Raw genomic sequence first — 26,838 nt, 5'->3', positions numbered from 1 at the left:
CAGAGAGACACACATGGACTTCAGCCTGTTCTACTTCGGCAACGACAGCACCGCGCCCGGCGACGGCGGCAGCCGCTACGACCTGGTCCTCGACGGAGCGCGCTTCGCCGATGAGCACGACTTCACCGCCGTATGGACGCCAGAGCGGCACTTCCACCCCTTCGGGGGGCTCTACCCCAACCCCGCGGTGACCGGCGCCGCCATCGCCGCGGCCACAAGACGGGTCGCGGTCCGCGCGGGCAGCGTCGTCGCACCGCTGCACCATCCGCTGCGGATCGCCGAGGAGTGGTCGGTCGTCGACAACATCTCCGGCGGCCGGGTCGGACTCGCCTTCGCCTCGGGCTGGCACGCGACGGACTTCGCGCTGCGCCCGGAGTCGTACGAGAACCGTCGTGAGGTCCTCCTCGACACCGTGCGGCAGGTCCGCGGGCTGTGGCGCGGCGAGGAGGCGGAGGTCGTCGACGGCACCGGCAGGACGCAGCGGGTGCGGTCCTATCCGCGTGCCGTGCAGCGCGAGCTGCCGGTGTGGATCACCAGCGCGGGTGGCATCGAGACCTTCCGCAACGCCGGCACGCTGGGCGCCGGCGTCCTGACGCATCTGCTCGGCCAGGACATCGACGAGCTTGCCACGAAGATCACCGCCTATCGCGAGGCCGTGGCCGCCCGCCCCGACGCCGACGGCTGGCGGGGCCACGTCGTGGTGATGGTCCACACCTATCTGCACGACGACGAGGACACCGCCCGGGACCTGGTCCAAGAGCCGCTGCGGGACTACCTGCGCACCTCGGTGGGGCTGCTCCTCGGTTCAGGGGCCCACACCGGTGCGCGGCGCCTCGATCCGGCCAAGCTCCGCGAGAAGGACCTGGACTTCCTGGTGGACCGGGCCTTCGACCGCTATTACGACGACGGCGGGTTGCTCGGCACCGTGCCCAAGGCGGCCCGGGTCGTCGAGCGGCTCAAAGGCCTCGGTGTCGACGAGATCGCCTGCCTCATCGACTTCGGGCTGCCCACGAAGGTCGTCCTCGACGGCCTTCCGCTGCTCGACGCGCTGAAGAAGCTGAGCGCATGAGCGGGGCGGGGGAGCTCCTGACCGGAGCGGACGAACTCCTCGACAACACACGGCAGCCGGCCGCGCCCCCGGCCCTCACGGCAAGGGCCGCACACCCGGACGCCGGAGCCGCGCGGCGGGCCTTCCGGCAGACGGCGGGCCGGTTCCCCACCGGTGTCACGGTGGTCAGCACCGTCGTCGACGGGCAGCCGCACGGCACTACCGTGAACTCCTTCACCACCGTGTCGATGGACCCGCTGCTGGTCCTCGTCTCGCTGGGCCGCAGTTCCCGGCTGCACGACCACGTCCTGAACGGCTGGAGGTTCGCGGTCACCGTGCTCTCCGACCGGCAGGAGGGCGACGCCCGTTGGTTCGCCGACCCGGCCCGCCCGGTGGGACGCGAGGCCTTCGGCGGACGGCCCTGGAGCGCGGCACCGTACTCCGGCGCACCCGTACTCCTCGATGGCGTCGCCTACTTCGACTGCGCGGTCGAGGACGCTCACCCCGCGGGCGACCACACCCTGCTGCTCGGCCGGGCCGAGTCCTTCGGTGTGCTCTCCGACCGGCCAGCGCTGCTCTTCTCCGACAGTCGATTCGCCCCGCGCAAGGAGCGCCCGTGACCCGTGTCTTCATGTTCCCCGGCCAGGGCGCACAGCACCTCGGCATGGGAAAGGACCTGTTCGACCGCTTCCCCGAGAAGACGGCGCAGGCCGATGACGTCCTCGGCTACTCGATCCGGGAGCTCTGCCTCGACGACCCCGAAGGCAGGCTGGCCCACACGGAGTTCACCCAGCCCGCCGTGTACGTCGTCAACTCCCTTGCGTACGCGGCTGCCCTGACCGAAGAAATCGCCCCGGACGTGGCCATCGGCCACAGCCTGGGCGAGTACAACGCCCTCGCGGCGGCCGGGGTCTTCGGCTTCGCGGACGGGCTGCGGCTCGTGACGGCCAGGGCGCGGGCCATGGCCGCGATCACCGACGGTGGCATGTCCGCCGTGAGCGGCATGGACGAGGCGGTGATCCGACTGCTGCTCCGCCGTGCCGGGCTCGAGTCGGTCGAGGTGGCCAATCTCAACACCGCCGACCAGACGATCATTGCCGGACCGCTGGCGAAACTGACGGCGGCGGCCACCCTGCTGCGCGGCTCGGGCGCCCGCAGCGTCCGTGAGCTGAACGTGAGCGGCCCCTTCCACACCCGCCATATGACTCCGGCGGCGGCCGCCTTCGCCCCGGTGCTGCGCGCCACCGCCCTCGCCGCCCCGGCGTTCCCCGTCCTCGCCAACCGGACCGCGCGGCCGTACACCGCCGATTCCCTGATCGAGCTGATGCGGGACCAGATCGACCACCCGGTGCTCTGGCAGCGGACCGTCGAACAACTTGACGGCCACGGCACGGAGTTCAAGGAGATCGGAGTCGGCACGGTCCTCACCCGCTTGCTGCGCGCCATCCGCAGCTCGGCCCACGGCGCGGCCGGGGCCGCCCGCCCCACTTCCCTGCACATCGCCACCGCACCCCGCTCCACCGCGGCCACCGCAGCCACCGCAGACAAGGACAGGGCATGACCGAACTCGCCACCACAGCCGCCTCTGTGATCCGCCCACGCCCGGTCGACGACCCGGAGCTGCGGCTGTTCCTGCTGCACCACGCGGGCGGCTCGCATCTCGCCTACCGGGACTGGGCTCCGCGCTTCCCGGCCTCCTGGGACATCTGCCTTCTGGAGGCGCCCGGCCGCGGATCCCTGAGCCAGCTGCCCGCCCACGCCACCGCCCCGGGGCTGTCCGCCCATTTTCTGGATGCCGTGGCGCCGCGACTGGACGTGCCGTTCGCGCTCTTCGGACACAGCATGGGCGCCCTCATCGCGTACGAGATGACACAGCAGCTCGCCGAACGCTTCCTGCCGGAACCCGCATGGCTCGGCATCTCCTCCTGCGAGGCCCCCTTCGAGCCGGCCGCCGACGCCGGCCCACCCCTGTACACCCTGCCGTCACCGCAGCTGCGGGACGCCCTCGCGGCCATGGGCGGACTGCCCCCGGCCATCATCGAGGACGACGACATCTGGCAGCTGTACGAGCCGCGGCTGCGCGCCGACTTCCAGGTGGTCGGCGAGTGGCATCCCCGCCGGGCGGGCGCGGACCGCATCGCCGTCCCCTGCTCGCTCTTCGGCGGCGAGGACGACGCGGTGGTCACCCCCGGCCACTTGATGGAGTGGGCCGCGGGAGCGGACCAGCTCATCGGGCAGCACCTCTTCGCGGGCGCGCACTTCTACTTCGACGGCCTGGCCGACGCGGTCGTCGCCCAGATCGTGGAGGAAATCGACACGGCCCTGCCAGGAACGGCCAGTTGGTGAATCACGGGCTGCCGGATCGCGATGTTGGAGGCCGAGAGGAGAACCACGCCATCGCAAATGAGCTTCGTCACCCCCGCCCCGCCACCCCGCCGCCCGGCCTGTGGGTGCCGGAAACTTGGCCGCCCTACGCGACCTGCGTGCATTCGTGAGTGGCCCCGCCGATTAGATCACGGCGGATGACTTTGGCTTCTGGTGCTATGAGGTCGGGGAGTGGTCGCAGGGGTGTTGCTTGGTGGAGGGCGCGGTGTGGGCGGTGGGTGTTGCAGTGCGTTTCGTATGTGGCCAGTACGTTGCGCAGGTGTCGTTCGTTGACGATCAGTGTGCGGTCGAGGAGTTCGCGGCGGCATCCGCCAATCCAGCGTTCGATGTACGCGTTTGCCTGTGGTGCCTGGACCGGAGTGAGCAGGACCTGGATGGGCATCTACCCAGCGGGCGAAGTGCGCAGAGCACTTGTACACGTAGCGGCGGACAACAACGTCCCGTTGATGACCGAGAACCTCTACGACGGCACGGACCGGGTCACCGACGCCATCTCGCGCACGTGACGGTCCCGGAGGTTTCGCATGTCGCGTGGTTCACCTCGCCCCAACGCCAGGCCCCCCGGGGTCTGTTGAGTGGTTTCTGCCCCGGCGACGGTGCCGACGGTCGTCGAGTGCGAGGCCCGAGGCCTGTGTGGCCAGTTAGCTGATGTGGCCACTTGCTGCGGGTAAGGATCAGTCTGCGGCGCTGACGCGATGATTCTGCTGTTGGGCGCCGTGCGTGTGGACTGCTTGTTCCCGCACCGTGTACGGGCCGCGGAATGTCGAGCGGGTGGTGACGCTCCCTGCTGGCGCTTGTGGGCGGGCCTCGTAACTCAGCAGGAGGTCACTGGTTCCATGCAGCACGTCGATTCGGCGCCGCGATTCCGCTCATCCTCCGGGAGTGAAGGCCAGGTACAGCAGTCGCAGAGCCATGCCTCAGGGTCTCGCCACGCTTGGCCTTGACCGCAGGGCCAGGTCAGCAGGTATAGCCGAGTTTCGGGCACCCATAGGGTTAGCGTCCCTGTCGAGCGCCGGACGGGCTCCTCAACGGCACCACATGCCGATCCCGACCTTCTGCGAGAGAGTGGTGAGATCGACTGACCTGCGGAGCGGTGTCATCAATAGTGTGGGCGCTGATAAATCATCCGCCCAGGTCACGGTCTTGATCGCCAATCTCCGGGCCGTGCCGGCCACCGACCCACATCAGCAGCGCGGAGCTCGGATGCCTGGGGCGTCGGCTACGGCATGGAGGGATGCGGTTGCTGCTCAGCGTCGGGTTTGACGACCTACGTCCGGCGCCACGGCTCTCGGGGAACTCGCCCTGCCCGACACTGTCCGGCTCGCTCATCCACCGTCGGGGCCACCGAAGATGCCGCCGTCGCCTCCCTCGCTGTTGGTGTTGGTCGGTTCGGCGGTCTCTGTCGGCTGATCAGAGGCGCTCTGGCTTGGCGTGGCGGACTTCTCGTCGTTTGCGCCGCCGCTGATGGTGCCGCCGCCTGAGCCGCTGAAGGCCGTGGACGCGGATCGGGTGGGCGACGGCGTCTCTGATGGTGTGGTGGCCTCTTCTTGTTCCAGGACGAAGCTCGATTTCGCCTTCTCATTCAGCACAAGCGCCTCGGCCAGGTAGGTGCCGGAGGATGCTGGGCCAGCCTGGTCGCAGCCCTTGGTGGTGGGCCTGCGGTCCCAGTGGAAGTCGACGGCGACGGGCTTGCCGCGCCCAAGCTGTACCCAGCGCTGCCTGTTATGGCCGGACGCACAGGCAGATGACCTCCATATCTCCGCGGAGTCCCCGGCTTGGGTCACCATGAGGTAGGCATCGGTACGGCTGAGGTTGATCCGGCAAGGCAACGCGTCGCCGACACCGGCGTCCGCCCTCACCGATAGTTTCAGGTGCGGGTCCTCGTCGACGTAGCTGTTGACAACCGAGGTGAGCCGCACGGTGATGTCGGCGCCGGTGCAGGCCCTCAGCCTCATGATTGCCGCTGTGTTGACCGGCTGGCTCCCGATGTCGGCCACGTCATCGGCAGCTGGCTGGCTGGGCAGCGGGGTGAGGGACGGTGAGGCCGACGAAGACGTCGGTGAGGCTCTATGACCCGCCGGACTCTCGGAGCCCCGGGGAACCAGCAGTAATTCCAGCCCCAGGCCTACCCCGACAACGCTTGCGACCGCCACTGACAGCGCACGCCACGGCACACCCTTCGGCGCGGTCTTCCCGCCACCAGGAGCATCGTGGCCGGCGGCCAGCGCAGTGTCCTCGCGTGAGTCTGTTCGTGTGGCGTCGTCATTGGACGGGACCGGGAGCGGCGCGAGCGAAGGTGTCGGAGGCTCCTGCTCAGAGAGCCCTTCGTGTTCGTTCCTCACTGGCTCAACGCCCCCGCCCCGTGACGGCACGGAGAGCTGGGGCAGAGTGGCAGACTCCGACGAGCGGGGAGAACGGATTGCTGTGGGGCCGGGGTCGTGCCTGTCTCGGTTTCTGTCGAAGCGGTCCAGCAGCCCCTCGGCGGTCTCTCCAATGCCGAGGTCACGCAACGAGCGCACCATCCGGGCTACCAGCCAGGGCGGGTTCTGCTCAGCCATCCAACTGCTCAGATGCCTGATCCGGTGCTGCTGCCTCGCAGTATGGAGCGCCTGTACGAGGCGCGCTACTTGTACGTCCGAGTCTTGACGTGAACTCAGTCCCAGGAATACGGCCTCCATGTCTGCTGCCGCGCCGGACGTGGTTTCCAGGAGGGTCAGAAGCTCGGACAACGACGCAGGGGACAGTTCGCGCCCTGCCTGCCGCAGTCGTTCCGGGGCCATGCGATGGCCAGGGGGATGCCGCGCGCTGCCCAGCGAAGACCACTCCTCCCAGGCCCGCACCGCGTCAGCGTCCCGCCCTTGTTCCCGCCACGTCTGTGCCTGTCCGACCCGTTGGACCCGCAGCTTCCACAGGCGAGTGACGACGGCTTCGGGAACCGCCGAATCCTGGAGGACTTCCACGAAGTCAAGCCGGTCCGCCACGCATGCCAGTGCCTGCGCATCGATACCCTCTACGGGAGTCAACGTCGCGTACAAGCGCCCGACATCCGGCCCTGGAAGATCGGCGATCAGCTCCCGGATCAGTACGTCGAGCACACCGAGTGCCTCTCGCCCGCCTTGCTCGCGCACATGACGGACCAGTCCGGACAGTCCCTCAGCAGGTGCTTGGTAGAGCATCCTGCCGATGGCGAGCAGCAGTTTCCCGCGCCGCCATGACGGTCTGTCGACGAAGCAACGCAGCACGCGGACAACGGCGGGGCCGGTCAGCCGTCCCAAGGCAGGGAAAAGGGGTTCGACCAGCTGCGACCATCCCTTGTGGCTATTGGCCGCGGCGCTCAGCAGGTCTTCGAGGGCGGTACCCGTCCCCTCTGCCAGCAGTTCGAGCAGTCGATCGGCCTCCGCCAGGCGGTCGTTCGTCCACAGGTGGCTGAGCAGCGGTTCGAGCCGTGCCGACGGCACGTGAGGTGTGACTTCAGCGTGCAGGACATCGATGCCCAGGGCGTCGGCGAGCGGCACCAGCGCGTCCAGCACCTCCTTCTGCGGGCGGTTCCGAGCGGCGGCGACGAGGGGCACGGCATCTTCCGAGAGCCCGGCGCCCCGGAGAGTAAGGGCGGCGGTTGCGGAGAAGACAGCGGGCTGCCGCGCCACCCACTTGAGGAGTCGCTCGGGCTCACCGTGCCGTGTACCCCGGAGGGCAGCGACGAGTAGCCCGGCTACGACGGGCCCGCGCTTCGCGATGGTCTCCAGCAACTGCTGGCTGTCCAGCGGACGTCCCACATCCCGCAGGGCATCGGCGAAGCGTACGACATCAGAGGGGTCGCGCCCCTTGCTCGCCCAGAGGAACAGATCCAGCAGTCTGCCCGGGTGATCACGGCGCAGTTGTGCCGCGGCGTCCAGCACCTGTTCGGGGGTGGCCCGGCCCACAGCCTCGAGGACGGCCGCGTCGGCCCAGTCGAGATCGAGAGACCGCAGTGCGAAGGCCCAGCGCACCTGGTGGAGTGGCGCGGGTCCCCCCTTGAGTAGGGATCCGAGGAGTTCCCGGGTGCCGTCGAAGTGGCCGCTGTCCGCCATCTCCCGCAGGAGCAAGGCGATCTCCTGCTGAGACTTCGCGGCGGCGAGGGCGTCCGGCAGGCGCCGATACAGGCGGAAGGCGAGGCCCTTCACTCCGGCGGCTCGCAACAGATCTGCGACGGTGAGTATGTCCTCCGCCGAGCGCTCCGTCCACATCGCGTCGAACGCCCGGTACAGGAGCCCACTCCTGACCTTCCCTTGCAGCGACTCCATCAGCCGCGCCGCGTCCACCGGCTGCTGCCGGGTCAGTACGAGTGAGACCAGCCGGACCGCGGCGGCCTCCTGCTGCTCTCGCACGAGCAGCAAGGTGCTCGCCGTCACATGGGCCGACTCTCGGCACGATAGGCCGGACAGCACCTCGGCGGCCAGAGCGTCGGCTCCCAGCCGGGTCAGAACGAGCAGGCACCCGACGGCGTCGGATGCCTGCCGCAAGGCGAGGCCCGCGCAGACGTGTCCGGCTTCCGCCCGCCGGTCCGCTCTCTCCAAGTGCAACAAGAGGGCCGCGACCTCCTGGACGGGCCAGCGGGACGCGGCGGCCGCGAGGACCTGGTCGGCTTGCTTCTCCGCTCCGCGATGGCGCAAGTCCTCGGCATGACCGGCCAGTTCGGCGGGAGTGCCGCGCAAGGCGTCGGCGTGGCCGGGCGGTAGGTCAACGCGCTCCTGTACAGCAGGGAGGGGCAGCCGTTGTCCCTGCCGGTTGCGTACGAGAGTGATGGAACGACCGCCGTTGCGGATCCGCTGCTGCGGAATGGGATGGCCCTTCGCCCGAAGCTCGCACAGCACGGACCTGTAGATGCTCTCCATGTCCAGGAATTCCGGGCCGTCGGAAATCCCCTCGGACAGAACCCTGAGCAGTTCACCCGTGAAAGCAGTGAAGCGCTCGCCCAGGGGTGCCAGCGACTGTCTGTTCTCCGCGGAGGCGGTCATGACGTAGGAGCCGTCGACTTCGGAGTGATCCGCCATCTCCACCGCCGGGCCCATGTGGCCCTCCAGCGCCCGACCACTGAAGCAGCAGTCCACTATGACCACCTTGTTGCGTGCCCCGCTGGCCGCGTCCAAGATCACGTTCCGCAGCTTGGAGAATTCCAGGGCGCGGTAGAGCCGGTCGCGGTGGGTATCCGGCAGTGCGAGGCAGAGCTCGGAGTTGGGGGAGAGCAGGCCGTGCCCGGCGAAATAGAGCACGAAGGTGTCGCGTGTCTCGGCTGCGGCGTTGTAGACCGCCTCCAGGACCTCTCTGCCGGTGGCGGGGTTGAGAAGCGTTGTGCAGTGCTCCTTGGGCAGGCCCCAAAGATCGCCGTGGGTGAAGAGGGCGCCCATGTCGGCCACGTTGTTGGCTACGGCCGGCAGAGCGTCGAGTTCCGTGTAGTCCGAGACACCAATGATGACGGCCCGCGATGTGGCGGTATCGGGCAGGGGCATCACTGGCCTTCCGCGGTCCCTTCCGCTGTACGTGGGGCTTCTGCGGTACCCGCCGTCTGCGACGCCGCCTCCGACTCGCCTTGCTCGGCGGCGCGAAGCGCCTCGACGATGCGCCGCACGGTCTCCTCGCTCCCGTCCTGGACCGTCAAGGCCCCACCGGGGAAGGCGATGGTCACCGCGGGCGTGGAAGGACGCGCCGTACGCCAGGTCGCGTACGCCACCGCAAGGTTGAGCGCGGCGAATCCCTGCCCCAGCACGAGCTCGATGACGTCCGTCGTGCCCATCGCGCCCGGTTCGCCGCGGTTCTGGAGACGAAGCGCCCGCACCTCACGCCGGAACTCCGTGTCGCCGCGCAGCCAGCCGTAGAGATCGGCGACCGCCACGCCGGTGTCGTCCTGCTCAGCAGAAACGATGGTGATGCGCACCAAGCCTCCCTCACTGTGTGCGCGTCGAGTGTAGTGAAGCGCACCACGTCCGGACTGACGATGAATAAAACGCAGAAGTCGCTCATCGGATACGCCTGTGGGGTTCCAAAACTGGTGCATGGGGTTTGGCCTGGTCTTTTCCCGTCTGGTGCCGGCAGCGGGTCACGCTGCTGATTGGTGCTCGTGGAGGACTCCGCCGAGGCGGTCTCTCCGGCGCACTTTCAGTTGGGTGATTTGTGCGTGGGGGAGTGGTGCGGGGACGGCGCGCTGGGGTGCTGCCTGGTCTATCGCCTGGTGGGGCCGGTGAAGGTTGTAGTGCAGTTCGAACTGGCGCAGTGCGTGGCGCAGATGGCGCTCGTTCGAGACGAGGGTGCGGTCCAGCAGTTCGTGGCGGCAGGTCTGGACCCAGCGTTCCATGATCGCGTTCATGCGCGGTATCCGGACGCCGGTGCGTACGATCTGTATTCCGGCGTTGCGCAGGATGTCGTCGAAGAGGGCCAGGCCAGGAGAGCGTCGGCCTGGGAGCGCAGGAAGTCGGCCCAAGTGGTGGCGGCCCGGTCGGGCGCTGGGTCGATGCCCTCGGTGGTGAGGATCTCCCAAATGGTGGAGGCGGCGACCTTGATGCCGAGGGTGGCGAGTTCGCCGTGCACCCTGCGGTAGCCCCAGGACGGGTTCTCTTGGACCAGGCGCAGGATCAGCACACGGATTGAGCGGATCGTGCGCGGTCGGCCCGGCCTCTTCGGCCGGAACCGGCGGGCATGGCGCCGCTTCACCAAGCCGCGGTGCCAGCGCCGCACGGTATCGGGCCGGACCAGTAAACGGAGCCGGCGCAGGACATGGCGGGCCAGGGGTGCCAGCAGAGCGGCGAGCAACGCCCGGTCCTCCGGAGCGAACGACCCGGTCCGCACCGAGCTGTCGCTCAAGGACGGTGAGCTGGTGGCGCAGGGCGAGGATCTCCGCGTCCTTGTCGCGGTCGTTCATCGGTAGTAGCCGCAGGGCGGCGAACATGTTGGTGACGGTCAGGTAGGCGAGACGAAGCAACACGAGTGCTCATCCTGCCGCACTACCGACCAGGCTCCTGAGCTGCATGGACGACACTTTCGGCCGGCGCAGAGCTTCCCCGACCACAACCTGGCGATACCGCTGGTCTCGATGAACCGGCCCTTGCTGTCCCTGGGGTGCAGAGCAGAGTTCCGCGGCCGTCGTATGGCCTTGGCCTCAAGGGTGCGACTCAGGTCGGCCGGAGAATTGCGATTCAGCATGGCGCGGACCATGCACACCGCGGCTGGCTAGCGTCGCGCCCCGACGGGCGGCCTCGCCCTGGTTCGAGTCTCCTGGCGTTCTGCTACATCGTCTCGGTCAGGGGGTGGTTTGCGGACCAGGCGGAGAACCCGCGCCACCCCACGGCGAATACAGCGCGCCTGGCCCTTGACCCGTCGCAACGAAATTAGTCGGCTGGCTCGCGCTGACCTGCGCGGACTGGATTGGATGAGACGGTTGAGGGGCGGCGATTTGCCTGTGCGTGACCTCTGACTAGTGTTCTTGACCGTTTGCTGGGTCCACGGGCTGGCCGCGCTCTTTCTCGAATTCAGTCGCACCGAGTTCTCCGGCCGCGAGAAGATCACGACGGCAGGAGCAGGACGTAAGGAGCCCATGTGAGCGGCCAGACAGCGAAGATTGCGTCGCTCTGTGAGTGCGGCAGCGTGGCGGTGCGGCAGGTGAACCAGTTCATCAACCACGGTGAGTTGTGGTGGGATGCTGAGTTCTCTTGCGACAGCTGCGGCACTTATCTGTGCGAACAAGCTGGGCCGGGGACAGCTCCCGACGATGTGCGGGAGGCCCTGCTCGCAGCGCATGGTCCCGCCAAACTGCGGTTGGCCGGGCCGGTGGCGAGTCTTGTCCCGGCTATGAAGGTCTTTCGCGAGGTCTCGGCCGTGTCGTTGTCTCAGGCTCGCGAGCTGGTCGAGCGACTGAGCCACGACGGTGTGGTGGGCACCCTGTCGGAAATGGAGCTTCTGACGACCCGGCTGCAACTCCGCGGGGTTCCAGTAGACATCGATAGGTAGCTCTTCAACTGCTCTGGGCAGGCTCTGCTGGCCCAACAGCGGGCGCTGTTGTCGCTCGCGTACGGCGTCTACTTACGACAAATCGACGTACGGCCCCGCAAGTTCAACCCCAGCCGGTACAGCCACCCAGCACCCCCAGCGCGATCACCTACTACGACTAGGTTCACTGAGACGAAGGCGAAACGACTCGGTTCGTTGAGTAAACGACTCGATTGGATGAGAGCGGTCAGCCCTGGAGGTGCGAGAGCGAAACAGACGCCGGAAGTTCTGCCGAACCGACGGAATTCGCTGGCCTGCTTGAAACACGACAGCTGCCGCGTGAAGGCCCCGCAGAGCATGAACCGCCACTGACGGTGGATCATGGCTCCACCATCTGTTGTGCTCCCAGGGGGGAACTCGATGTCAATCATCACCGGCACGCCACTCCGGCGTGCCCGAAGATCAACGGCAATCACCGCAGCTGCGGCCGCCGCACTCATCGCACTGGCCGGATGCGGTTCCGGCGCCGCCGATGCGAAGGAGAATGTTGAGGACGGCAGCTCGAAGCGGCCGGTAGCCAGCGCGTCCGCGTCATCGGACAATGCCGGGTCGCGCGGCGCCCGAGCCGCCAGACTCATCGAAAAGGCGCTCGAGGTGACGCTCGACCAGGACTACCTCAGCTCGACCCGGCGGATGAAGACCGAGGGCACAACTGTCATGAGCAGCGCGGTGCGTGGTGGCAGAGCGGAGTGTGAGACCCACGCCCGAAAAGGCACCGGGTCCCTCGACTTCGTTGTGACCGCATCCGCGCTCTACACGCGAGGTAGCAAAGAAGCTCTCATGCTGTCGGCCGAAGCCAAGGACGACCCCGTACGGGTAGAGGTGATGGCTGACCGGTGGGTGAAGCGCAACGCCAGCGTCTACGAGGTCATGCGTGACATGTGTGCGTCGAAGACCCGGCGGACCTGGCTGGAGAAACGGATGCCCTCCCTGGACGAACTCTCCGAGGCGTCCCCGACGCAACGGCCGGGGACGATGCAGGGGAAGCCCATCACCAAGATCACGTATAAGTGGGAAGGGGGACCGTTGGAGTTCCACATAGCCGCCGAGGGCCCTCCGTTCCTTCTGCGGGTCACGTACCCGGCCAAGGATCTCGACGAGTCGTTCAGCGAATTCGGCAAGCCCTTCCGCGTGGCCACCCCACCGGGAGCGGTCACGGATTACGAGATGGCGGAAGAGGTCCTCGCGGCCCAGTGACACCGCCACGTACAGAGACTCAGGGGTGACGCGTCGGGAGCGGATCTCCGGCTGACGCTCGCCGGGATCCGCTCCGCACCGCGACCGCCGAAACGGCGGACTGCTGTGTGGTCAGTGGCCCGACCTACTGACTCCGGAATCGGCTTCCGTCACCGCGCGAGCCGCATTTCGCCGGTCCTTCGTTCTTGCTCAGGGTGTCGCCCTCCAGCTTGTTGACGAAAGCGATCGTCTCGAACACGGCGCACAGACAGGACCAGACGATCCTGTGGGGCTCGAAAAGTCATCGCCGCAGGTTAAGCCGCGTACTGGTATGGGTTGATGACTCCGCCGAGGATAGGTGTGCGCAGGAGCTTGCGCGGCGTGCCCGGGGGTAGGACTGGTGGCGCTTCCGGGGCTTCAGGTGGCCGTTGGTCTCGCGACCTGTGTGGCCGGTGGGAGTTGTAGTGCTCCTGGAATTCGGCGGGGACGCGTCGGGCGTGGGCCTCGTTCATGACCAGGACGTGGTCGGGCGCCTCTCGTCGGATCGTGCCGATGACGCGCTCGCAGTGGGCGTTCATGCGCGGCGCTTGGGGTGCACTTTGCAGCACGGCGACGCCTTCAGCCTCGAAGACGGCGTCGAAGGCGTCGGTGTGCTTGCTTACCCACCACTACGCGCCGTCACCAACGTCATGACCCGCAACAATAAGAGGTACACGGGGTGACGGTCATGTGACATCCGACGCAACTCTGCCCCGTTGGCCTCGCCTGGACAGACTGCCAACCCTCTGCCGCTGCCGGGGACTTCTTCGCAGGGGCTCAACGGCAGGGGCAAGCCGCGGCTCAGACAGTACGGGCTACGTGGCCTTGGGCGGTTGTAGCCCGCTTCAGGAGGCCCGGGTTTCGCTGCCACCAAGCAAGCCACGCTGAAGCGGGTTTCGTAGTGCTTGGCCATCGAGCGGGCGCTGGTGTGGCTCGCCTGCTCAGGCCCATCGCCCGCCGCACGGCTTGCGGGAGCGGTGCAGTTAAGGGCTTGTTTGCGTCACGTTTAGTTGCATGAACGTGGGTCAAAGGTCAACACTCTGTGATATCTGCTCGGCAGAAAAGGATCGCGTGAGCATCCCGGTGACGCCAGGCCCGAGCCGCGTGTGACGCCGCCTTCAGCGAATCCCCGCCTCCGGTCCGCAGGTTGGTCTACGTCGAGTCCCAGCACGGCAAGGAAGTTGCACAGCCGTGCTCAGAGACATCCGGTTCCGGTTCCCTTTCGGAGCTCCGGAACTCAGGAGTCCGCTCTCGAGTTGCAGGTAATCGCTCCCGAAGCGACCAACCGGTTTGCCGGCAGCTGAGAACGGGGCTTGAAGGCGTCACAACCGCCAGGAACGTACGTGCGATTCCATGGGGGCCGTGTTTTGCTCCGTGGGCCCAGTGACCGTGGGGGTCGCTGGGACTTCGTATGTCCTGAGGAGAAGCATGTCTTCACGCACCACAGGAACACGGCTCAGACGCACACAGATCAGCGCCAGAGGCTCCGCGATCGCGGTCTTGGTCGCGGGCGCCCTTGCGGCGGGGGCGATCCCGGCGGCCACGGCGGCACCGAACGACCCCGACAAGCCGGTGTCGGCCTGGGGCAAGGACCGCGACAAGGCAAAGGTGCCGCCCGTCAAGGTCGGCAAGACCCAGGCACCAAAGCTGGTGGCGCAGAAGCAGCCGTCGGACGAGGTGGCCGCGTGGCGGGCGGCGCAGAAGGAACGCGCCGGGACCGCAACGGGCAAGCGCGAGAAGGCCGCGAAAGCCGTTGCCGCAGTGGTGCCCAAGGGGCAGGGTGAGGTCCCCTATCACCAGATTTCTGATGTCCGAGTCACGGACTCTCTGGTGGCCCGCATCAACTATTCCACCGGCAACCTGATGCTCGCCGGCACCGATCTGCAGGTCGCCGGAGTCGGCCAGTCGCTGCAGCTGTCCCGCACCTACAACTCCCTGGAAGCGCCCTGGGGGAAGGTGTCGCAGCGCTGGTGGCAGAACTACGAGCGGTACCTGCAAGTTGAGGCCGACCAGGTGGTGTTGTACGACGCGACCGCTGGCGCGGTCACGTTCACGAAGAAGGCCGACGGCACCTACACCACCGCCAAGGGCTACCGCCTGGATCTGAAGAAGACGGACAACGGCGCGTACACGGTCACCGAGCGCGGCTCGGGCAGCAAGGACACCTACAGCGCATCGGGAACCCTGCTCAAGGTCACCGACCGCAACAAGGGTGACATCCTCGTCGAGCAGCACGACACCGGCACCGAGCACACGGGCTTCAAGCTCACTGACGAACGCTCGGGCCGCTTCATCGACCTGGTCAAGAATGATGCGTCGCAGTGGCAGGCCAAGGACAACGCCGGCCGCACCGTGGTCTACGACCTCAACGGGGCCGGTGACCTGACGAAGGTCACCGATACCGAGGGCAAGGCCACCGAGTTCGGCTACGACACCGACCGGCGCCTGACGAAGATCACTACCCCGGAGGGGCGGGTCACCGTCTTCACCTACGACGGCGACAACCGCGTCACCTCGATGAAGCGTGCCACCGCCTTCGACGGCTCCGGCGAGACCGGGCCGACCTACACCTACGCCTACACCACCGACGAGGGCAGGGCGGGCACCACCAAGGCCACCGACCCGGCCGGGAACACCACCACCTACGCACACGCCGCGAACGGTGAGATCACCAAGGTCACCGACGCCCTCGGCAAGAACCGGGGGCGGACCTACGACGCCAACCTCAACCTCGAGACGGCCGTCGACGCCATGGGCGTAGGCGGCACCCCGGGCAACGTCACCGCCTACGGCTGGGACGCTCGTTCCAACGCAACGTCGCTTAAGCTCCCCACCGGCGCCACGTCGTCGCTGACCGGATACAAGACCATCGCCGGTGCCGACGTCCCGGGCAAGATCACCTCTGCTGACGGGGCGGTCGTCGACTACACCTACGACGACGCCGGCAACACCACCAAAGAGACCGTCGCCGGCGCCGAGGGCGGCTCCCGCACCTTCACCTACAACCCCGCGGATGCCACCTGCGGTGGCTTCAAGGGCCAACGGTGCGAGGTGAAGGACGCCAACGGCAAGGCCACCAAGTTCCATTACGACGCCAAGGGCAACCTCACCAGAGTCACCCCACCGGGCCCGCTGGGTGAAACCACGTACACCTACGACCACTTGGGCCGTGCGGAAACCGCCGTGGACGGGCGCGGCATCAAGTCCGTGTTCGTGTACGACAACCGAGACCGCATCACCAAGGTCTCCACCACCAACACCACGGTGACCTACGCCTACGACGGTGACGGCAACCTCAAGCAGCGCTCGGACTCCACCGGAGTGACAAAGTACGACTTCGACCCGCTCTCAAGGGAGACGGTGCGCACGCTGCAGGACGGTTCACAGACCGTGCTGGCCTACACCGCCGAGGGCAACGTCGAGTCCTACACCGACCCGGCCGGCAGCGTGAAGTACACCTACGACAAGGTGAACCGGCTGGTCTCGCTGACAGACGCGCAGGGCAAGAAGACCGGCTACGAGTACAACGCCAACGACGCCCGCATCAAGACCAGTTTCCCCGGCGGCACTGTGGAGACTGTCACCCGCGACAAGGCCAACCGGCCCGAGCGGATCAAGGCAACCTCCGCCCAGGGCACTCTGGTCGACCTCGCCTACGACTATGCGTACACCAGCGGTGGGGTCACCAAGGACGGCACCCAGATCCGCAGCGAGACCGACGCCGTCGACAACCTCAAGCGCACCTACACCTACGACTCCGCCGGGCGTTTGACGTTCACCAAGGAGACGAAGGGCTCCGCCACCAGCAACAGCTGGCTGTACTGCTACGACAAGGCCGGCAACCTCACCTCCCAGGGCACCGCGGCGGGCTGCCCCGGCGGTGCCACCTACGACTACAACGATGCCTCCCAGATCACCGGCAAGAACGGTGACACCAGCGGCTGGTCCTACGACAAGGCCGGCAACGAAACCGCAGGCGCCCCGACCGCGGAGAGCGCCCGCACCAGCGGTACGTGGAGCGACCACTCTCAGCTCACCGCCCTCACCCAGGGCGGCAAGGAGTTCAAGGGCCGCTACGCGAGCACCGACAACTCCGAGCGCGTCCAGTTCGGTGACACCACGTTCCACCACGGCCCCGTCGGGCTCTCCTCCAAGACCACCGGCGGCGTGGACATGGACTTCACCCACGAACCCAACGGAAAGATCAACTCTTTCCGCACCGAAACCCCGACGCGTTCCGAGAGCACGTACTACTACCTCACCGACGCACTCGGATCCACCAGGGCAGTTGTCGACGACCAGGGCGCGAAGGTCAACACCTACTACTACAGTCCCCGCGGCGTCACCACCCCCACTGAAAAGGTCCCCCAGCCCCACCGCTTCGCCGGCGGCTACCAGGACCCCACCGGCCTCTACCACCTCTCCGCCCGCTACATGGACCCCCGTACCGGACGCTTCACCCAGCAAGACCCGTCAGGCCTCGAGGCCAACCCCTACCTGTACGCCTCAGGCGACCCCGCCAACATGATCGATCCCAGCGGGCTATGGGGCGTCCCCGGCTGGGCCAAGTCGGTAGCAAGCACAGCCGTAGGCGTCGTCGTTGGTGGTGCGGCAGTGGTAGCCGTCGGAGCCGCCTGCGGCGCAACCGCGGGAGCAGCCTGCCTCTTCGCAGGAGCCGTCACCGGAGCCCTCTGGGGCGGCGCGGCCGGTGCCGGAATGAACAAGGCCCTGGGCCAAAGCCCCGTCGAAGGCCTCGCCGGAGGCATTACCGGTGGCCTCCTCGGACCGTGGGCACCAGGCCTCCGACCGATCTACTACATTAACTAAGGCGTCCCGTGCTGTGCCTCCCGCCTATTTCTGGGGAGGCACAGCACACCGGTCCGCGCACCGACCCAAGGGAACGGAATGAAATCCGCCGCCAGAGGCATTGCAATTGGCTCCGCCCGACTGTCGATGCTCGTTGTAGCGATCGCCATCATCTCCACCCCATGGATCGCCGGATGGGCTTTCTCTACGGCCGCAGTCTGGAACGCATCCTTCATCATCGTTCTTTATGCGGCGAACATCCTGCTGCTGCGGTCCGCTGCACGAGACATCCGGAAGCACGTGCCGCAAGGCGAGAGAGTGCGGCTGTCCCTGCCAGTGCGCAGGAGAGTTGGGCGACTTCCCTACCCCCTGCTCGGTGAGGAGTTCGCCGTGGCGTTGACCGACCGGCGTCTGCTCCTTCAGCCGCGCTCCATCTTCACAGGACGCCCGAGAGGGGACCTGTACGTAGGCGAGCGGATCAGCTTTCGTCAGGGAAAGACCCTTGCCATCGAAACAGAATCGGGCGTCAGGATAAACGCCTTGGTGCCGATGACGCATCGACACGACGTCGCCCATTGGATGCAGCAGCGGCAGCACCACTGACCTCGCCCTGGCTTGCCGATCACTCCCACACCGAGGATGGCTGGGCGGACGCAGCTCGCCCTTGTGCCCGCTCGCAGGTCTCACGCTCTGCCCTTCCGCGGTCGGCCGCACCGCGTCAGGGCGAGCACGGTGAAGCCCGTCGCATGGATGTGGGCGACGGGCCGGCCCATGAAGCGTCTGCGTCCATCGCGTTGCGCTTGGCGCGCATGGTTCGCGCATTGACAGCGCAACCTGTGGGTGCCTAAAACTCGGCTACCCCTGCTGACCTGGCCTTGCGGTCAAGGCCGGGCAGGGCGAGATCCTGGGGCATGGCTCTGCGACTGCTGTGCCTGACCTTGCTGAAGATCTTGGGGTGGATTGCGCTGCTGGCGCGATCGGAGGCTTCCAAGAACGCGGAGATACTCGTACTGCGGCACCAGCTCGCCGTCCTCCGCCGTCAGATCGTCTGCCCACACCCCTCGTGGGCGGACCGGGCAGTGATCGCGGCACGGGCCCGGCTGCTGCCCAAGACCCTACGAGGGCACCTGTTCGTCACCCCGGGCACGCTGCTGCGCTGGCACTCCGACCTGGTCAAGCGCGGCTGGATCTACAAACGGCGAAGCCCAGGCCGACCACCGACCGGCCCCACCGTACGGGAGCTGGTGCTACGAATGGCCGCGGAGAACCGGCACTGGGGATACCGCAGGATCGCCGGCGAACTCGCCTGCCTGGGACGCCCGGTCGGCGCCTCCACGGTCTGGGTGATCCTGAAGAATGCCGGGATCGACCCGGCACCGCGACGCTCGGGTCCACCAAGTACACCTCCTGGGTGTCACGGCCCACCCGACCGGCCACTGGGCAGTCCAGCAGGCCCGTGACCTCCTCATGGCACTGGACGACCGCGTTGACCAAGTGAGGTACCTGATCCGGGACAGAGACGCCAAGTTCACCGACGCCTTCGACGTCGACCTCGCATCCGAGGCCATCTAGATATTGCTCACTCCAGTCCGGGGCCCGAGGGCGAACGCCTACATCGAGCGCTGGATCGGCGGATGCCGCCGAGAACGAATACGCGCAGGTTGCATAGGGCGGCCGGGTTACGGGTACCCACAAGCTCCGACTGCAGTGATCACTGCAGTCACATCAAGGGATCAGGTGCGGAGCTGTAGGTGCCGGTCCAGCCGACTACGCAGACGCGCAGAAGCTCCACGAAGAGCCCCGAGTTGCCGCACTTCTGCCGCCGCGAGTTCCGTCCGTCCTGCCAGCGCGAGCACAGCGGCATAGGGCCGTTCGCCCTCGGCGAGCTTCGCCGCCACGGCGTCACGGACAGCTCGCAGCACTGAGCGGTCCGCGCCCGGATGCTTCGCCAGCAGGCAAAGCAGCCTGTTGTCGTTCCAGGCACTGTCTTGGGCCGTGCTCAGCTCCAGCAGAGTCCCAGGCGACGTGGAGGGATTGGCGGCCAGCGCCTGCCAGACGAAGGGGTACGGACAACGCGCGAGTCGATGCAGAACGGCGCTGTCGTGCTCAGTGCGCGCCAGTTCGAGGTAGTCGGCAGGCGTGTGCACGGACGTGGCCCCTCAGGATCGTCGGGGCAATCATCCTGTCATCAGGACTCAGTCACCCGCGTGTGGGCTCGGGTCCCAACCGACTTCGTGATCGTTACGGGACAAGACTTCGTCGTCCATGGGCGCGGGTCGAAAAGCGGGAATCTCCATCCTTTCCGGTGCCCACCAACTCCCAGTGCCAACGTGCCCGGAACCCCCTGCCGGAGTGCCTGAACCCGGAACGGTTCAGACCGCTTCTCCGTGAGGCTTGGGCACAGAGGTGTACGGCCAGGCCGTGTCTCTGCCGTATGCAGGTACGCAGGTACCTGGCATGGTTCAGAGCCGCTTGGGTGCCAGGTCCAGTGCCAAGGCGACGGTTTGGTCGAGACTGAGCTTGGTGCCGCGCGCGAAGGCCCTGTCGTAGTCCTTCTGTCCCAGTTCCTTGCGGCCGAGGATGAGGGCGGCATCGTGCGGAGCGTTGAAGTGCGCGGAGCCGAAGAGGGGAAGACCGACCCTGCGCCAGATCTGGTGGGCCGCCCCTTGAAGCATGGCGGCTTGGTGGCTGTGGCCGCTGGTCGCGCGGAGCAGGGCGATGAATTCAATGGGCAGGACCACGCCGACAAGGTCGTGGAATTCGTAGTTGATCGAGAGGCTCTCCCGCGCCAGCTCCTCGGCCTCGTCACGCTGCCCCCGGGACCACGCTGCGAAGGAGAGGACATACAGCACGTACGCCTTGCCCCAGCGCTCGCCGTGCACATCGCAGATGTGGCGGGCCTGTTCGCAGACTTCGAGGGCGCGCTCGAGATCGCCCTGGAAGGCGAATGCCATGGCCAGCTCGATCCGGGCCATCAAGACGTTGCTGTTGAGTTCCCCCAGGGACGCGTATCGGGCGAGGGCGGTTTCGAAGTACTTCTGTGCCACGACGTGTTCATCACGGATCAGCGCGGCACAGCCGAGCCTGTGGGTGGCGTATGCGTACGCGGCGTCGTCGTCGATACGCAGTGCCTGGGCTCGGCAGTCTTCGAGCATGGTCACGGCCACCGTCGAGTCGCCTTGGAGAATGGCCACGTATCCGGTGACCCAAAGGGCCTTGAGCCGATCAGGAATGAGGCGGGAGGTAGCCGCGAGGGCCCTGTCCAGCCAGTACCGGCCATCGCCCAACAGCCCGCAGCCGACCCAGTAGAACCAGAGCGTCCCGGCTAGCCGCAGTCCAGCCTCTTCCTGGCCGGGCGTGGACAGGGCGTAGTCGAGGGCCCTGAAGATCTGGGTGTGCTCGCGCCGGGCGGAGTGGAAGACAGCGGCCTGGCCGGGGCCGAACCAAGCCCGCTCGCCCTGCTCGGCGAACGCCTGGCACCAGGCGAGATGATGGCTCTGCTGCGGCTGTTCCTCACCGAGACGCCGCAGCCATTCGCCTCCGTAGGCCCGCACGGTGTCGAGCTGGCGAAAGCGCTCGCCGTCCGGCCACTTGTCGCGGACGAGCAGAGATTTTGTGACGAGCCCGGCAAGTAGATCAGCGATCTCCGCTTTGCCCAGAGGAGCGTGACCGCACACCTGCTGGGCGGCGTCGAGGGAGAAGTCCCCGGCGAACACGGAGAGCCGAGCCCACAGCAACCGTTCGTGCGGCTGACACAGCTCATGACTCCACCCGATGGCCGTACGGAGCGTACTGTGCCGGCTCGTCCCACCGGGCGTTGCTGCCTTCGGATCTACCCTTCCGGCGTCCTCGACGAGGAACTGGAAGCGATCCTCAAGACGGCTGCCCACCGTGTCGAGAGGCTCGGTCCGCAGTCGTCCCGCCGCGAGCTCGATCGCGAGCGGGATACCGTCGAGCCGCGCACAGATCCGCTCCACGGCTGTCCGGTTGCTCTCGGTGAGTGCGAAGCCAGGACGCGCCGCGCGGGCGCGCTGCGCGAAGAGCGCCACCGCCTCGTCCAGGACCGGCATCGGCTCGACCAGGAACTGCTGTGCGTCCTGAAGGGGAAAGGGCTGTCGACTGGTGGCAAGGACGTGGAGACGGGGGGCGGCGCGCAGCAGCATTACAGCCAGGTCCGCGCAGGCTTCCACGAGGTGCTCGCAGGTGTCGAGGACCAGCAACAGTCGTTTGTCCTCCAGGTGATCGGTCAGTGCCTCTTCCTGGGACCGTGTCGTGTGGTCGGTGACACCGATCGCCGCGGCAACCGCATGCACCAACAGCTCGCTGTGCCGCACCCCTGAGAGTTCGATGAACCACACCCCGTCCTCGAACTCGTTCGCCGCTTCTGCGGCTGCGCGCACGGCGATACGGGTCTTGCCGACCCCTCCGGTCCCCATCAGGGTCACCAGTCGGGAACGGGTTCGGGCTTTGCGCAGCACGGACAACTCGTGACGGCGGCCGATGAAGCTCGTCTCCTCCACAGGCAGCTTGCCGAACACCAGCACCTCACACCAGGGGATATGCGCGGAACACTCGGCAGAGAACCTACTCGCGCAGAGCCCCCCGAAGCAGGGGTCCAGAGAGGATGAAAGATTTCCGACCCTCTTTGAGGGCTTTGCGCATGAGTGTCTCCGTAATCGCATGCTTCGGGGTGCCCATGCTTCGGGGTGCCCAAGGATCACGACTCGTGTGGGGACCGAACTCCTCTACTTCGTGTTCGGGTTCGTGTTCGGGCGCGGGGGCTCACCCTTCGGCCTGTTGGGCAGCCATGTTGCGGACCGCGCGGGTCAGGATCTCGTCGACGACGGTGGGGCGTCCGCCGCCCCTGTCGCGGACGCGGGCTCCAGCACGAAGACGGGGATCACGCGGTCGGTCTTCTCCTGGTACTCGGCGTACGGCGGATACGCGGCGACCGCACGCTCCCACCACTCGGCCTTCTCGTCCCCTGTGATCTCACGGGCCGTCATGTCCCGGCGTACGGACCCGTCCTGGAGTTCCACGTGCGGGTCGGACTTGACGTTGAAGTACCAGACCGGGTGACGCGGGAAGCCGCCCTTCGAGGCCACGGCCGCGTACCGCCCTTCGTGCTCCACGCGCATCAGCGGGATCTTGCGGATCTTGCCGCTCTTCGCGCCGCGCGTCGTGAGAATGACAACGGGCAGGCCCGTGTCCCAGAGCGTCGCCCCTTGCGTGCCGCCCGAACTCTCGTACAACTCGACCTGTTCGCGCACCCACTGCGCCGGACTCGGCTCGTACTCGCCCTCAAGAGGCATCGCGTCCACCCCATCGTCTCGTCGCGTACAGGTAATGGGGCTGGAATCCTAGCTGTGTTTCGTAAGAGCCCGGTGGCTTGCAGATGGATTCTCGCCGGTTTCGAGGATGGTGTAGTTCGGCCTGGGTGCGGGTCGATGGCCCGGCTGATGCGTCGGGTGGGCGCCGGGTTCTGCGGCTCCGGGTGCGCGCTGGGGTGTGGGTGTGGGGGTGGGTGTGGCCATTGGTGGAAACCGTTCGTTGTCAGACCCGTGCGGCACGCTGGATCTATGCGAACACTCTTCAGCGGCGAAGTGCAGGTGGACTACGGGCAGGTCTATGTCTCCAGCGATGACATCCACCTCCTCGGTGATTCTTTCGCCGGGCAGCGGGCCGGGCTGTGCGGTGGGGCGGTGCCCGGCCATCTCTTTCTGGTGACCGGAATGCATACGGGCTGCGTCCCCATCACCGTCGAGCTGCATGAGACGGAGCCGCCGCTGGGCGCCGACGTTTGGGAGGACATCGTCGAGGTGTCGTTCCGGCCCGTATCGGACGAGGTTGTGCTCGCCGAGTGGGGGAGCGGCGTGTATCCGCTCCTGCTCACCGAGACCTCGTACCGGGTCCGGTTCCACTGCCGGGGCATGGACGAGGCGAGGGACGCGGTACGCGACGTGGGCGAGCCCGTGCTGGATGAGTATCTGCTGCGATTCTGGCCGAGCCCGCCGGCCCCGGACCGTGTGGTCAAGGAGACCAGCCGAACCGCCGCCTATTGGCACGAGTTCGCGCGCGAGCAGCCCCCCGGCCCCACCTCTGAGGAGCAAGCAGAGGATGAGCGCCGGACCCGCGAGGAGAAGGAACATGCCGAGCTGCAACAGGAGATGGACGCGTGGGGCGGGCGCCTGCCCAGCGACCGGCTGCGGGATGTCCGTGACAAGCTCCGGGGGTTCAAGGGCTATCCGCGCCTCGTGGGCCTTGATGCCGCACTCGTGCACGCGATCGACGCCACAGGTCCCGAGGACCAGCGCGCGCTCGCCCGCTGGGCCGCGCACCGCGCCTGTGTGGCAGCAGGGCTCAGCGACATCGACTGGGTGGCGCGCGGGCTGGCGGAGCTCGACCGGGTTGAGCCCTTCTCGCCGCCGCTGGACGACTCACGACGGCTGCGGGACGCCGTGTTCTCCGACGCGCGCGTTCCAAGGTCGCACGACGGAACCCCCGGATTGCCCCAAGCCGCCGCCCTCGCCGCTCTGTTCGATGCTGCCGCCGTCGACCCACTCAAGGCGGCGCTTGACGCGCTCCTCGCCGCGGCGGTCACCCATGACACCGAATACCCCCACCTCTTCGCGGAGGTCCGCCGCACCTTCCCGGCGACAGCCATCGAGGCTGACCTGCCGAGCTCTCCGTTGTGCTATTTCGAGGCGGCTGGGCCGACGCGCTCTTCGTCGCGGGCCTCGCCGACGAGGTCGTGAGCGAGGCGGTGACCTCGCTGCACGTGTTGGGCGAACTCCTCGACGACTACGTGTTCCGGGCGTTCGGCCTGTCGGGGTCGGGGTCGGGGTCGGGGTCGGGGCCTGGCTCGGCGCTGTGAGCGTGGCCGTCGTGGGCGGCAGTCTGTGTTGTAGATCGTCCGGCGGGGCGGTTTGCCGATGAGTTCACCGTCCTCGAACGGTCTACCCAGCGACACGACCGTTCTCGACAGGAGTGCCATGTCCACCATCCAGCCAGTGATCGTGACTGCCGACCAGGACGTTCTGCTCGGCTTCTATACGAAACTGTTCGGCGCTGAGGAGATCTTCCGGGTACCGGCGGAAGGCCCGGCCTTCTACCTCGGCTTGCGCATCGGCGACACCGACCTCGGGCTGGTGGCCAAGGAGGACCCGGGGACTGGGGCGGCGTCGCGGATCCTGCTCAGCATCGGTGTTGACGATGTCGACGAGACGCTCGGCCGAGTGGTGGCGTTGGGCGGCTCGGTCCGCGGCGGCCCCAACGACATGCCGTGGGGACAGCGCGTCGCCCACATCCTGGACCCCGACGGCAACCCGGTGAACCTCACTCAGCCGATCCCGGCAGGGTGACGCTGTTCCGGGGGGTATGTGCTGACCGTGGCGTCGACACCCGCACCGTCGCGCTGATCGCGGCAGGCGGGGCCCGGTAACTGGGCGGCCATGCCGTGTTGTTCGCCCACCGCGGCCTCGCTCGCCGCAGCGCTCCTGGACATCGGTTCCCGCGTGTCTGTGCTTGCTGGATGGGGCCGAAGGTAGGGGGTAGGGGAGGGAGGGCGATAGGCGCGCGTCTACAGGCGTTTTGAGGCTCTGCCTCCGAAGTCGGTCGCATGATCGGCGACCCATTCGGCGTAGGTGCGGGCGGGGCGCCCCGTGACCTGCTCAGTGGTCGGCAGTACGGGGGTCGGTTCCGACTGGGCGGCGGCGAGTTGGTCGAGGAGGAAGTCGGCGGCAGGAGGCGGAAGGTGGTCGAGCAGGTGACGGCGGACGTCATCGCGGGGCACCTCTTCGAAGCGGGCCGGGACGCCGAGGGTCTCGCCGATGATGCGGACCCGGTCGATCTGGCTCAGTGCTTGCGGCCCGGTGAGTTCGTAGGCCTTTCCGGGTTGCGGGGTGAGCAGGGCGTGTGCGGCGACCGCGGCGATGTCGCGCTCGTCGACCGGGGCCATGGCGGCGCTGCCGTACGCGCCTCGTACGGCTGCGCCGCGCCTGATCCGGGGGGCCCAGCCGAGGTCGTTGGCCATGAAGACGGTGGGGCGAACGAAGGTCCAGGACATCCCGGAGTCGGCGACGGCCTGTTCGCAGGCGAGATGCTGCTCGCCGATCCAGCCGGGCTGAGGGAAGGTGACGGAATCCGAGGAGAGCAGCACGATGTGCCGCGTACCGGCCGCCTTGGCACCGGCGAGGAAGCCGTCGAGGGCGCCGTGGACGGGGAACAGGAATGCGCGGTCGACGTCCCGCAGGGCGGCGGGCAGGGTTTCGGGGCGTGTGAGGTCTCCGGGGACGATCTCCACGCTGTCGGGCAGGGTGGTGGCGGCGGGGTCGCGGGTGAGGGCCCGTACCTTCTCTCCTGCATCGATCAGTTCGTGCACGAGGTTGCGGCCGACGTTTCCGGTGGCATCGGTGACCAGGATCATGAGGGTTGGCTGTCTCCTTGCGTGAGCGTGTCTGTGTGGCCGTGAGTCCGTGTGGCCGTGCGTCTGTGTGGCGCCGTGCGTACGGAGTTGGTTGCGGGAGCCGGGTGATCGGCCGCTGGGCGGTCATCACCGCCCCGCATGGCCCTCCGGCTCACGGGCCTCGCGCGTACGACGAGTCCCCGCTGACCGGGCCGGGCGCTTCGGCAGCCGTCCCTGGGTGACGGCCAGTACGGCACCCGCGAGCAGCACGAGCGCACCCGCTCCCTGCAGCGCACCGAAGGATTCGCCCAGGAAGACTGTGGCGCACAGGGTGTTGATGACCGGGACGGTGAACATCATGAGGGAGGCCCGTGCGGGGCCCACTGCCCCGATCCCCCGGTAGTAGAGGAGGTTCGCCACGGCAGCAGCGCCCAGGGCCAAGTACGCGAGGTTCAGCCAGACGCCGGCCGACAGTTCACTCCAGCGCACTTCGGGCAGATCGGGGGCGGCGATCACACTGAGCAGCACTGCCCCCGCGCAGGTCGTGTACGTCGTGGCCCGTAGCGGTTCCATACCGGCAAGCACCCGCGGGCCGGCCAGCGTGTAGGCGGCCCAGCACAGCGCGGCGAGAAGGAACAGCGCATCCCCCGCGAGTCGCGTCGAGCCTCCGTGCGAACTGCCGCCCGCCCCCAGGAAGAAGACCACAGCCCCGGCAAGGCCGAGGCCGAGACCGGCTGTTCGCGCCCACGAGGCGTGCTCCCGACGCGTCACGAGCAGAAAGGCGCTGGTGAGCACCGGGCTCATGACGGGGATGAGAATCCCGGCGTCCAGGGAGGGTGCCAGCGAAAGACCCCAGAAGAAGAAGCCGTTGTAGGCGAAGACGCCCAGCACTCCGGCCATCGCCGCGCGCCACCCGCCGCGCGCCGTCCCCGTCGCCTTCCGGCTCCCGAACAGCCACAAG

At 67.5% G+C, this 26,838-nt stretch carries 23 protein-coding genes and 1 pseudogene; 14 read left to right on the top strand and 10 right to left on the bottom strand.

Going from position 1 to position 26,838, the window contains the following annotated elements; translation table 11 throughout:
- Positions 1 to 13 precede the first annotated feature (13 nt).
- From ABD378_RS37895 to ABD378_RS37880, 4 genes are read left to right on the top strand one after another with little or no spacing between them, the layout of a single operon-like run.
- Positions 14 to 1,069: a MupA/Atu3671 family FMN-dependent luciferase-like monooxygenase gene (locus ABD378_RS37895; protein ID WP_344528847.1), complete on the top strand. Its 1,056-nt coding sequence runs from the start codon at positions 14 to 16 to the stop codon at positions 1,067 to 1,069.
- Complete coding sequence (locus ABD378_RS37890) at positions 1,066 to 1,668, top strand: flavin reductase family protein (protein WP_344528845.1); 603 nt, start codon at positions 1,066 to 1,068, stop codon at positions 1,666 to 1,668. Before ABD378_RS37895 ends, ABD378_RS37890 begins: the two co-directional genes overlap by 4 nt.
- Positions 1,665 to 2,609: an ACP S-malonyltransferase gene (fabD, locus tag ABD378_RS37885; RefSeq protein WP_344528843.1), complete on the top strand. Its 945-nt coding sequence runs from the start codon at positions 1,665 to 1,667 to the stop codon at positions 2,607 to 2,609. Before ABD378_RS37890 ends, fabD begins: the two co-directional genes overlap by 4 nt.
- Positions 2,606 to 3,394, top strand: coding sequence for a thioesterase II family protein (locus ABD378_RS37880; protein ID WP_344528841.1), 789 nt, complete (start codon positions 2,606 to 2,608; stop codon positions 3,392 to 3,394). Before fabD ends, ABD378_RS37880 begins: the two co-directional genes overlap by 4 nt.
- A gap of 124 nt (positions 3,395 to 3,518) precedes the next feature.
- Here ABD378_RS37880 and ABD378_RS44265 read toward each other — a convergent pair whose 3' ends face one another.
- The gene (locus ABD378_RS44265; RefSeq protein WP_386543093.1) at positions 3,519 to 3,815 is read right to left on the bottom strand and encodes an integrase core domain-containing protein; all 297 of its coding nucleotides are present in this window, start codon (positions 3,813 to 3,815) and stop codon (positions 3,519 to 3,521) included.
- Here ABD378_RS44265 and ABD378_RS37875 point away from each other — a divergent pair.
- A complete protein-coding gene (locus tag ABD378_RS37875; protein ID WP_344528839.1) occupies positions 3,808 to 3,939 on the top strand; it encodes a hypothetical protein in 132 nt (43 codons plus the stop codon). The genes ABD378_RS44265 and ABD378_RS37875 overlap by 8 nt on opposite strands.
- An 819-nt stretch (positions 3,940 to 4,758) precedes the next feature.
- Here ABD378_RS37875 and ABD378_RS37870 read toward each other — a convergent pair.
- From ABD378_RS37870 to ABD378_RS37860, 3 genes and pseudogenes are all read right to left on the bottom strand, one after another.
- A complete protein-coding gene (locus tag ABD378_RS37870; protein WP_344528837.1) occupies positions 4,759 to 8,922 on the bottom strand; it encodes a caspase, EACC1-associated type in 4,164 nt (1,387 codons plus the stop codon).
- On the bottom strand, positions 8,922 to 9,347 hold the full coding sequence (locus ABD378_RS37865; protein WP_344528835.1) for an effector-associated constant component EACC1: 426 nt from the start codon (positions 9,345 to 9,347) through the stop codon (positions 8,922 to 8,924). The genes ABD378_RS37870 and ABD378_RS37865 overlap by 1 nt, the downstream gene beginning before the upstream one ends.
- A gap of 162 nt (positions 9,348 to 9,509) precedes the next feature.
- A pseudogene (locus ABD378_RS37860) lies at positions 9,510 to 10,391 on the bottom strand (integrase core domain-containing protein).
- A 611-nt stretch (positions 10,392 to 11,002) separates the two neighbouring features.
- On the opposite strand from ABD378_RS37860, the gene ABD378_RS37855 reads away from it, so the two are divergent.
- Positions 11,003 to 11,413, top strand: a complete 411-nt coding sequence (locus tag ABD378_RS37855) for a hypothetical protein (RefSeq protein WP_344528833.1) — start codon at positions 11,003 to 11,005, stop codon at positions 11,411 to 11,413.
- Positions 11,414 to 11,812: 399 nt separating this feature from the next.
- Positions 11,813 to 12,649, top strand: coding sequence for a hypothetical protein (locus ABD378_RS37850; RefSeq protein WP_344528831.1), 837 nt, complete (start codon positions 11,813 to 11,815; stop codon positions 12,647 to 12,649).
- 293 nt (positions 12,650 to 12,942) lie between these two features.
- On the opposite strand, the gene ABD378_RS37845 is transcribed toward ABD378_RS37850, so the two are convergent.
- Positions 12,943 to 13,206 carry an integrase core domain-containing protein gene (locus ABD378_RS37845; protein WP_344528829.1) on the bottom strand — a complete coding sequence of 88 codons (264 nt, stop codon included), beginning with the start codon at positions 13,204 to 13,206 and terminating at the stop codon, positions 12,943 to 12,945.
- Between ABD378_RS37845 and ABD378_RS37840 the strand changes: the two genes are divergently transcribed.
- The 4 genes from ABD378_RS37840 to ABD378_RS37825 all read left to right on the top strand — a co-directional run bounded on the left by ABD378_RS37840 (position 13,093) and on the right by ABD378_RS37825 (position 18,933).
- Entirely contained in the window at positions 13,093 to 13,350 is a 258-nt protein-coding gene (locus ABD378_RS37840; protein WP_344528870.1) for a hypothetical protein, read from the top strand. The genes ABD378_RS37845 and ABD378_RS37840 overlap by 114 nt on opposite strands.
- A 745-nt stretch (positions 13,351 to 14,095) precedes the next feature.
- Positions 14,096 to 17,494: an RHS repeat-associated core domain-containing protein gene (locus tag ABD378_RS37835; protein WP_344528827.1), complete on the top strand. Its 3,399-nt coding sequence runs from the start codon at positions 14,096 to 14,098 to the stop codon at positions 17,492 to 17,494.
- A gap of 78 nt (positions 17,495 to 17,572) precedes the next feature.
- The gene (locus ABD378_RS37830; protein ID WP_344528825.1) at positions 17,573 to 18,076 is read left to right on the top strand and encodes a hypothetical protein; all 504 of its coding nucleotides are present in this window, start codon (positions 17,573 to 17,575) and stop codon (positions 18,074 to 18,076) included.
- A gap of 308 nt (positions 18,077 to 18,384) precedes the next feature.
- Positions 18,385 to 18,933 carry a helix-turn-helix domain-containing protein gene (locus ABD378_RS37825; RefSeq protein ID WP_344528823.1) on the top strand — a complete coding sequence of 183 codons (549 nt, stop codon included), beginning with the start codon at positions 18,385 to 18,387 and terminating at the stop codon, positions 18,931 to 18,933.
- Positions 18,934 to 19,206: 273 nt separating this feature from the next.
- On the opposite strand, the gene ABD378_RS37820 is transcribed toward ABD378_RS37825, so the two are convergent.
- The 3 genes from ABD378_RS37820 to ABD378_RS37810 form a co-directional block, all read right to left on the bottom strand.
- Entirely contained in the window at positions 19,207 to 19,620 is a 414-nt protein-coding gene (locus tag ABD378_RS37820) for a hypothetical protein (protein ID WP_344528821.1), read from the bottom strand.
- Between the two features lie 315 nt (positions 19,621 to 19,935).
- On the bottom strand, positions 19,936 to 22,011 hold the full coding sequence (locus tag ABD378_RS37815; protein ID WP_344528819.1) for an ATP-binding protein: 2,076 nt from the start codon (positions 22,009 to 22,011) through the stop codon (positions 19,936 to 19,938).
- A 288-nt stretch (positions 22,012 to 22,299) separates the two neighbouring features.
- On the bottom strand, positions 22,300 to 22,785 hold the full coding sequence (locus ABD378_RS37810; RefSeq protein WP_344528817.1) for a nitroreductase family deazaflavin-dependent oxidoreductase: 486 nt from the start codon (positions 22,783 to 22,785) through the stop codon (positions 22,300 to 22,302).
- Between the two features lie 267 nt (positions 22,786 to 23,052).
- Here ABD378_RS37810 and ABD378_RS37805 point away from each other — a divergent pair, with 267 nt between their 5' ends.
- The 3 genes from ABD378_RS37805 to ABD378_RS37795 all read left to right on the top strand — a co-directional run bounded on the left by ABD378_RS37805 (position 23,053) and on the right by ABD378_RS37795 (position 24,834).
- Positions 23,053 to 24,228 (top strand): hypothetical protein, encoded by a 1,176-nt coding sequence (locus ABD378_RS37805; RefSeq protein WP_344528815.1) that lies wholly within the window; start codon positions 23,053 to 23,055, stop codon positions 24,226 to 24,228.
- Positions 24,225 to 24,347, top strand: coding sequence for a hypothetical protein (locus ABD378_RS37800; protein ID WP_344528813.1), 123 nt, complete (start codon positions 24,225 to 24,227; stop codon positions 24,345 to 24,347). Before ABD378_RS37805 ends, ABD378_RS37800 begins: the two co-directional genes overlap by 4 nt.
- A gap of 118 nt (positions 24,348 to 24,465) precedes the next feature.
- The gene (locus ABD378_RS37795; protein ID WP_344528811.1) at positions 24,466 to 24,834 is read left to right on the top strand and encodes a VOC family protein; all 369 of its coding nucleotides are present in this window, start codon (positions 24,466 to 24,468) and stop codon (positions 24,832 to 24,834) included.
- A gap of 218 nt (positions 24,835 to 25,052) precedes the next feature.
- Here ABD378_RS37795 and ABD378_RS37790 read toward each other — a convergent pair whose 3' ends face one another.
- Both ABD378_RS37790 and ABD378_RS37785 read right to left on the bottom strand, forming a co-directional pair.
- The gene (locus ABD378_RS37790; RefSeq protein WP_344528809.1) at positions 25,053 to 25,898 is read right to left on the bottom strand and encodes an NAD(P)H-binding protein; all 846 of its coding nucleotides are present in this window, start codon (positions 25,896 to 25,898) and stop codon (positions 25,053 to 25,055) included.
- A 126-nt stretch (positions 25,899 to 26,024) separates the two neighbouring features.
- Positions 26,025 to 26,838 (bottom strand): DMT family transporter (locus tag ABD378_RS37785; RefSeq protein ID WP_344528807.1); only part of this gene is annotated, 814 nt, incomplete at its 5' end.

The sequence above is a fragment of the Streptomyces rectiviolaceus genome (genome assembly GCF_039533825.1).
Taxonomy (GTDB): domain Bacteria; phylum Actinomycetota; class Actinomycetes; order Streptomycetales; family Streptomycetaceae; genus Streptomyces; species Streptomyces rectiviolaceus.
This window is presented reverse-complemented; position numbering and strand designations above follow the sequence as displayed.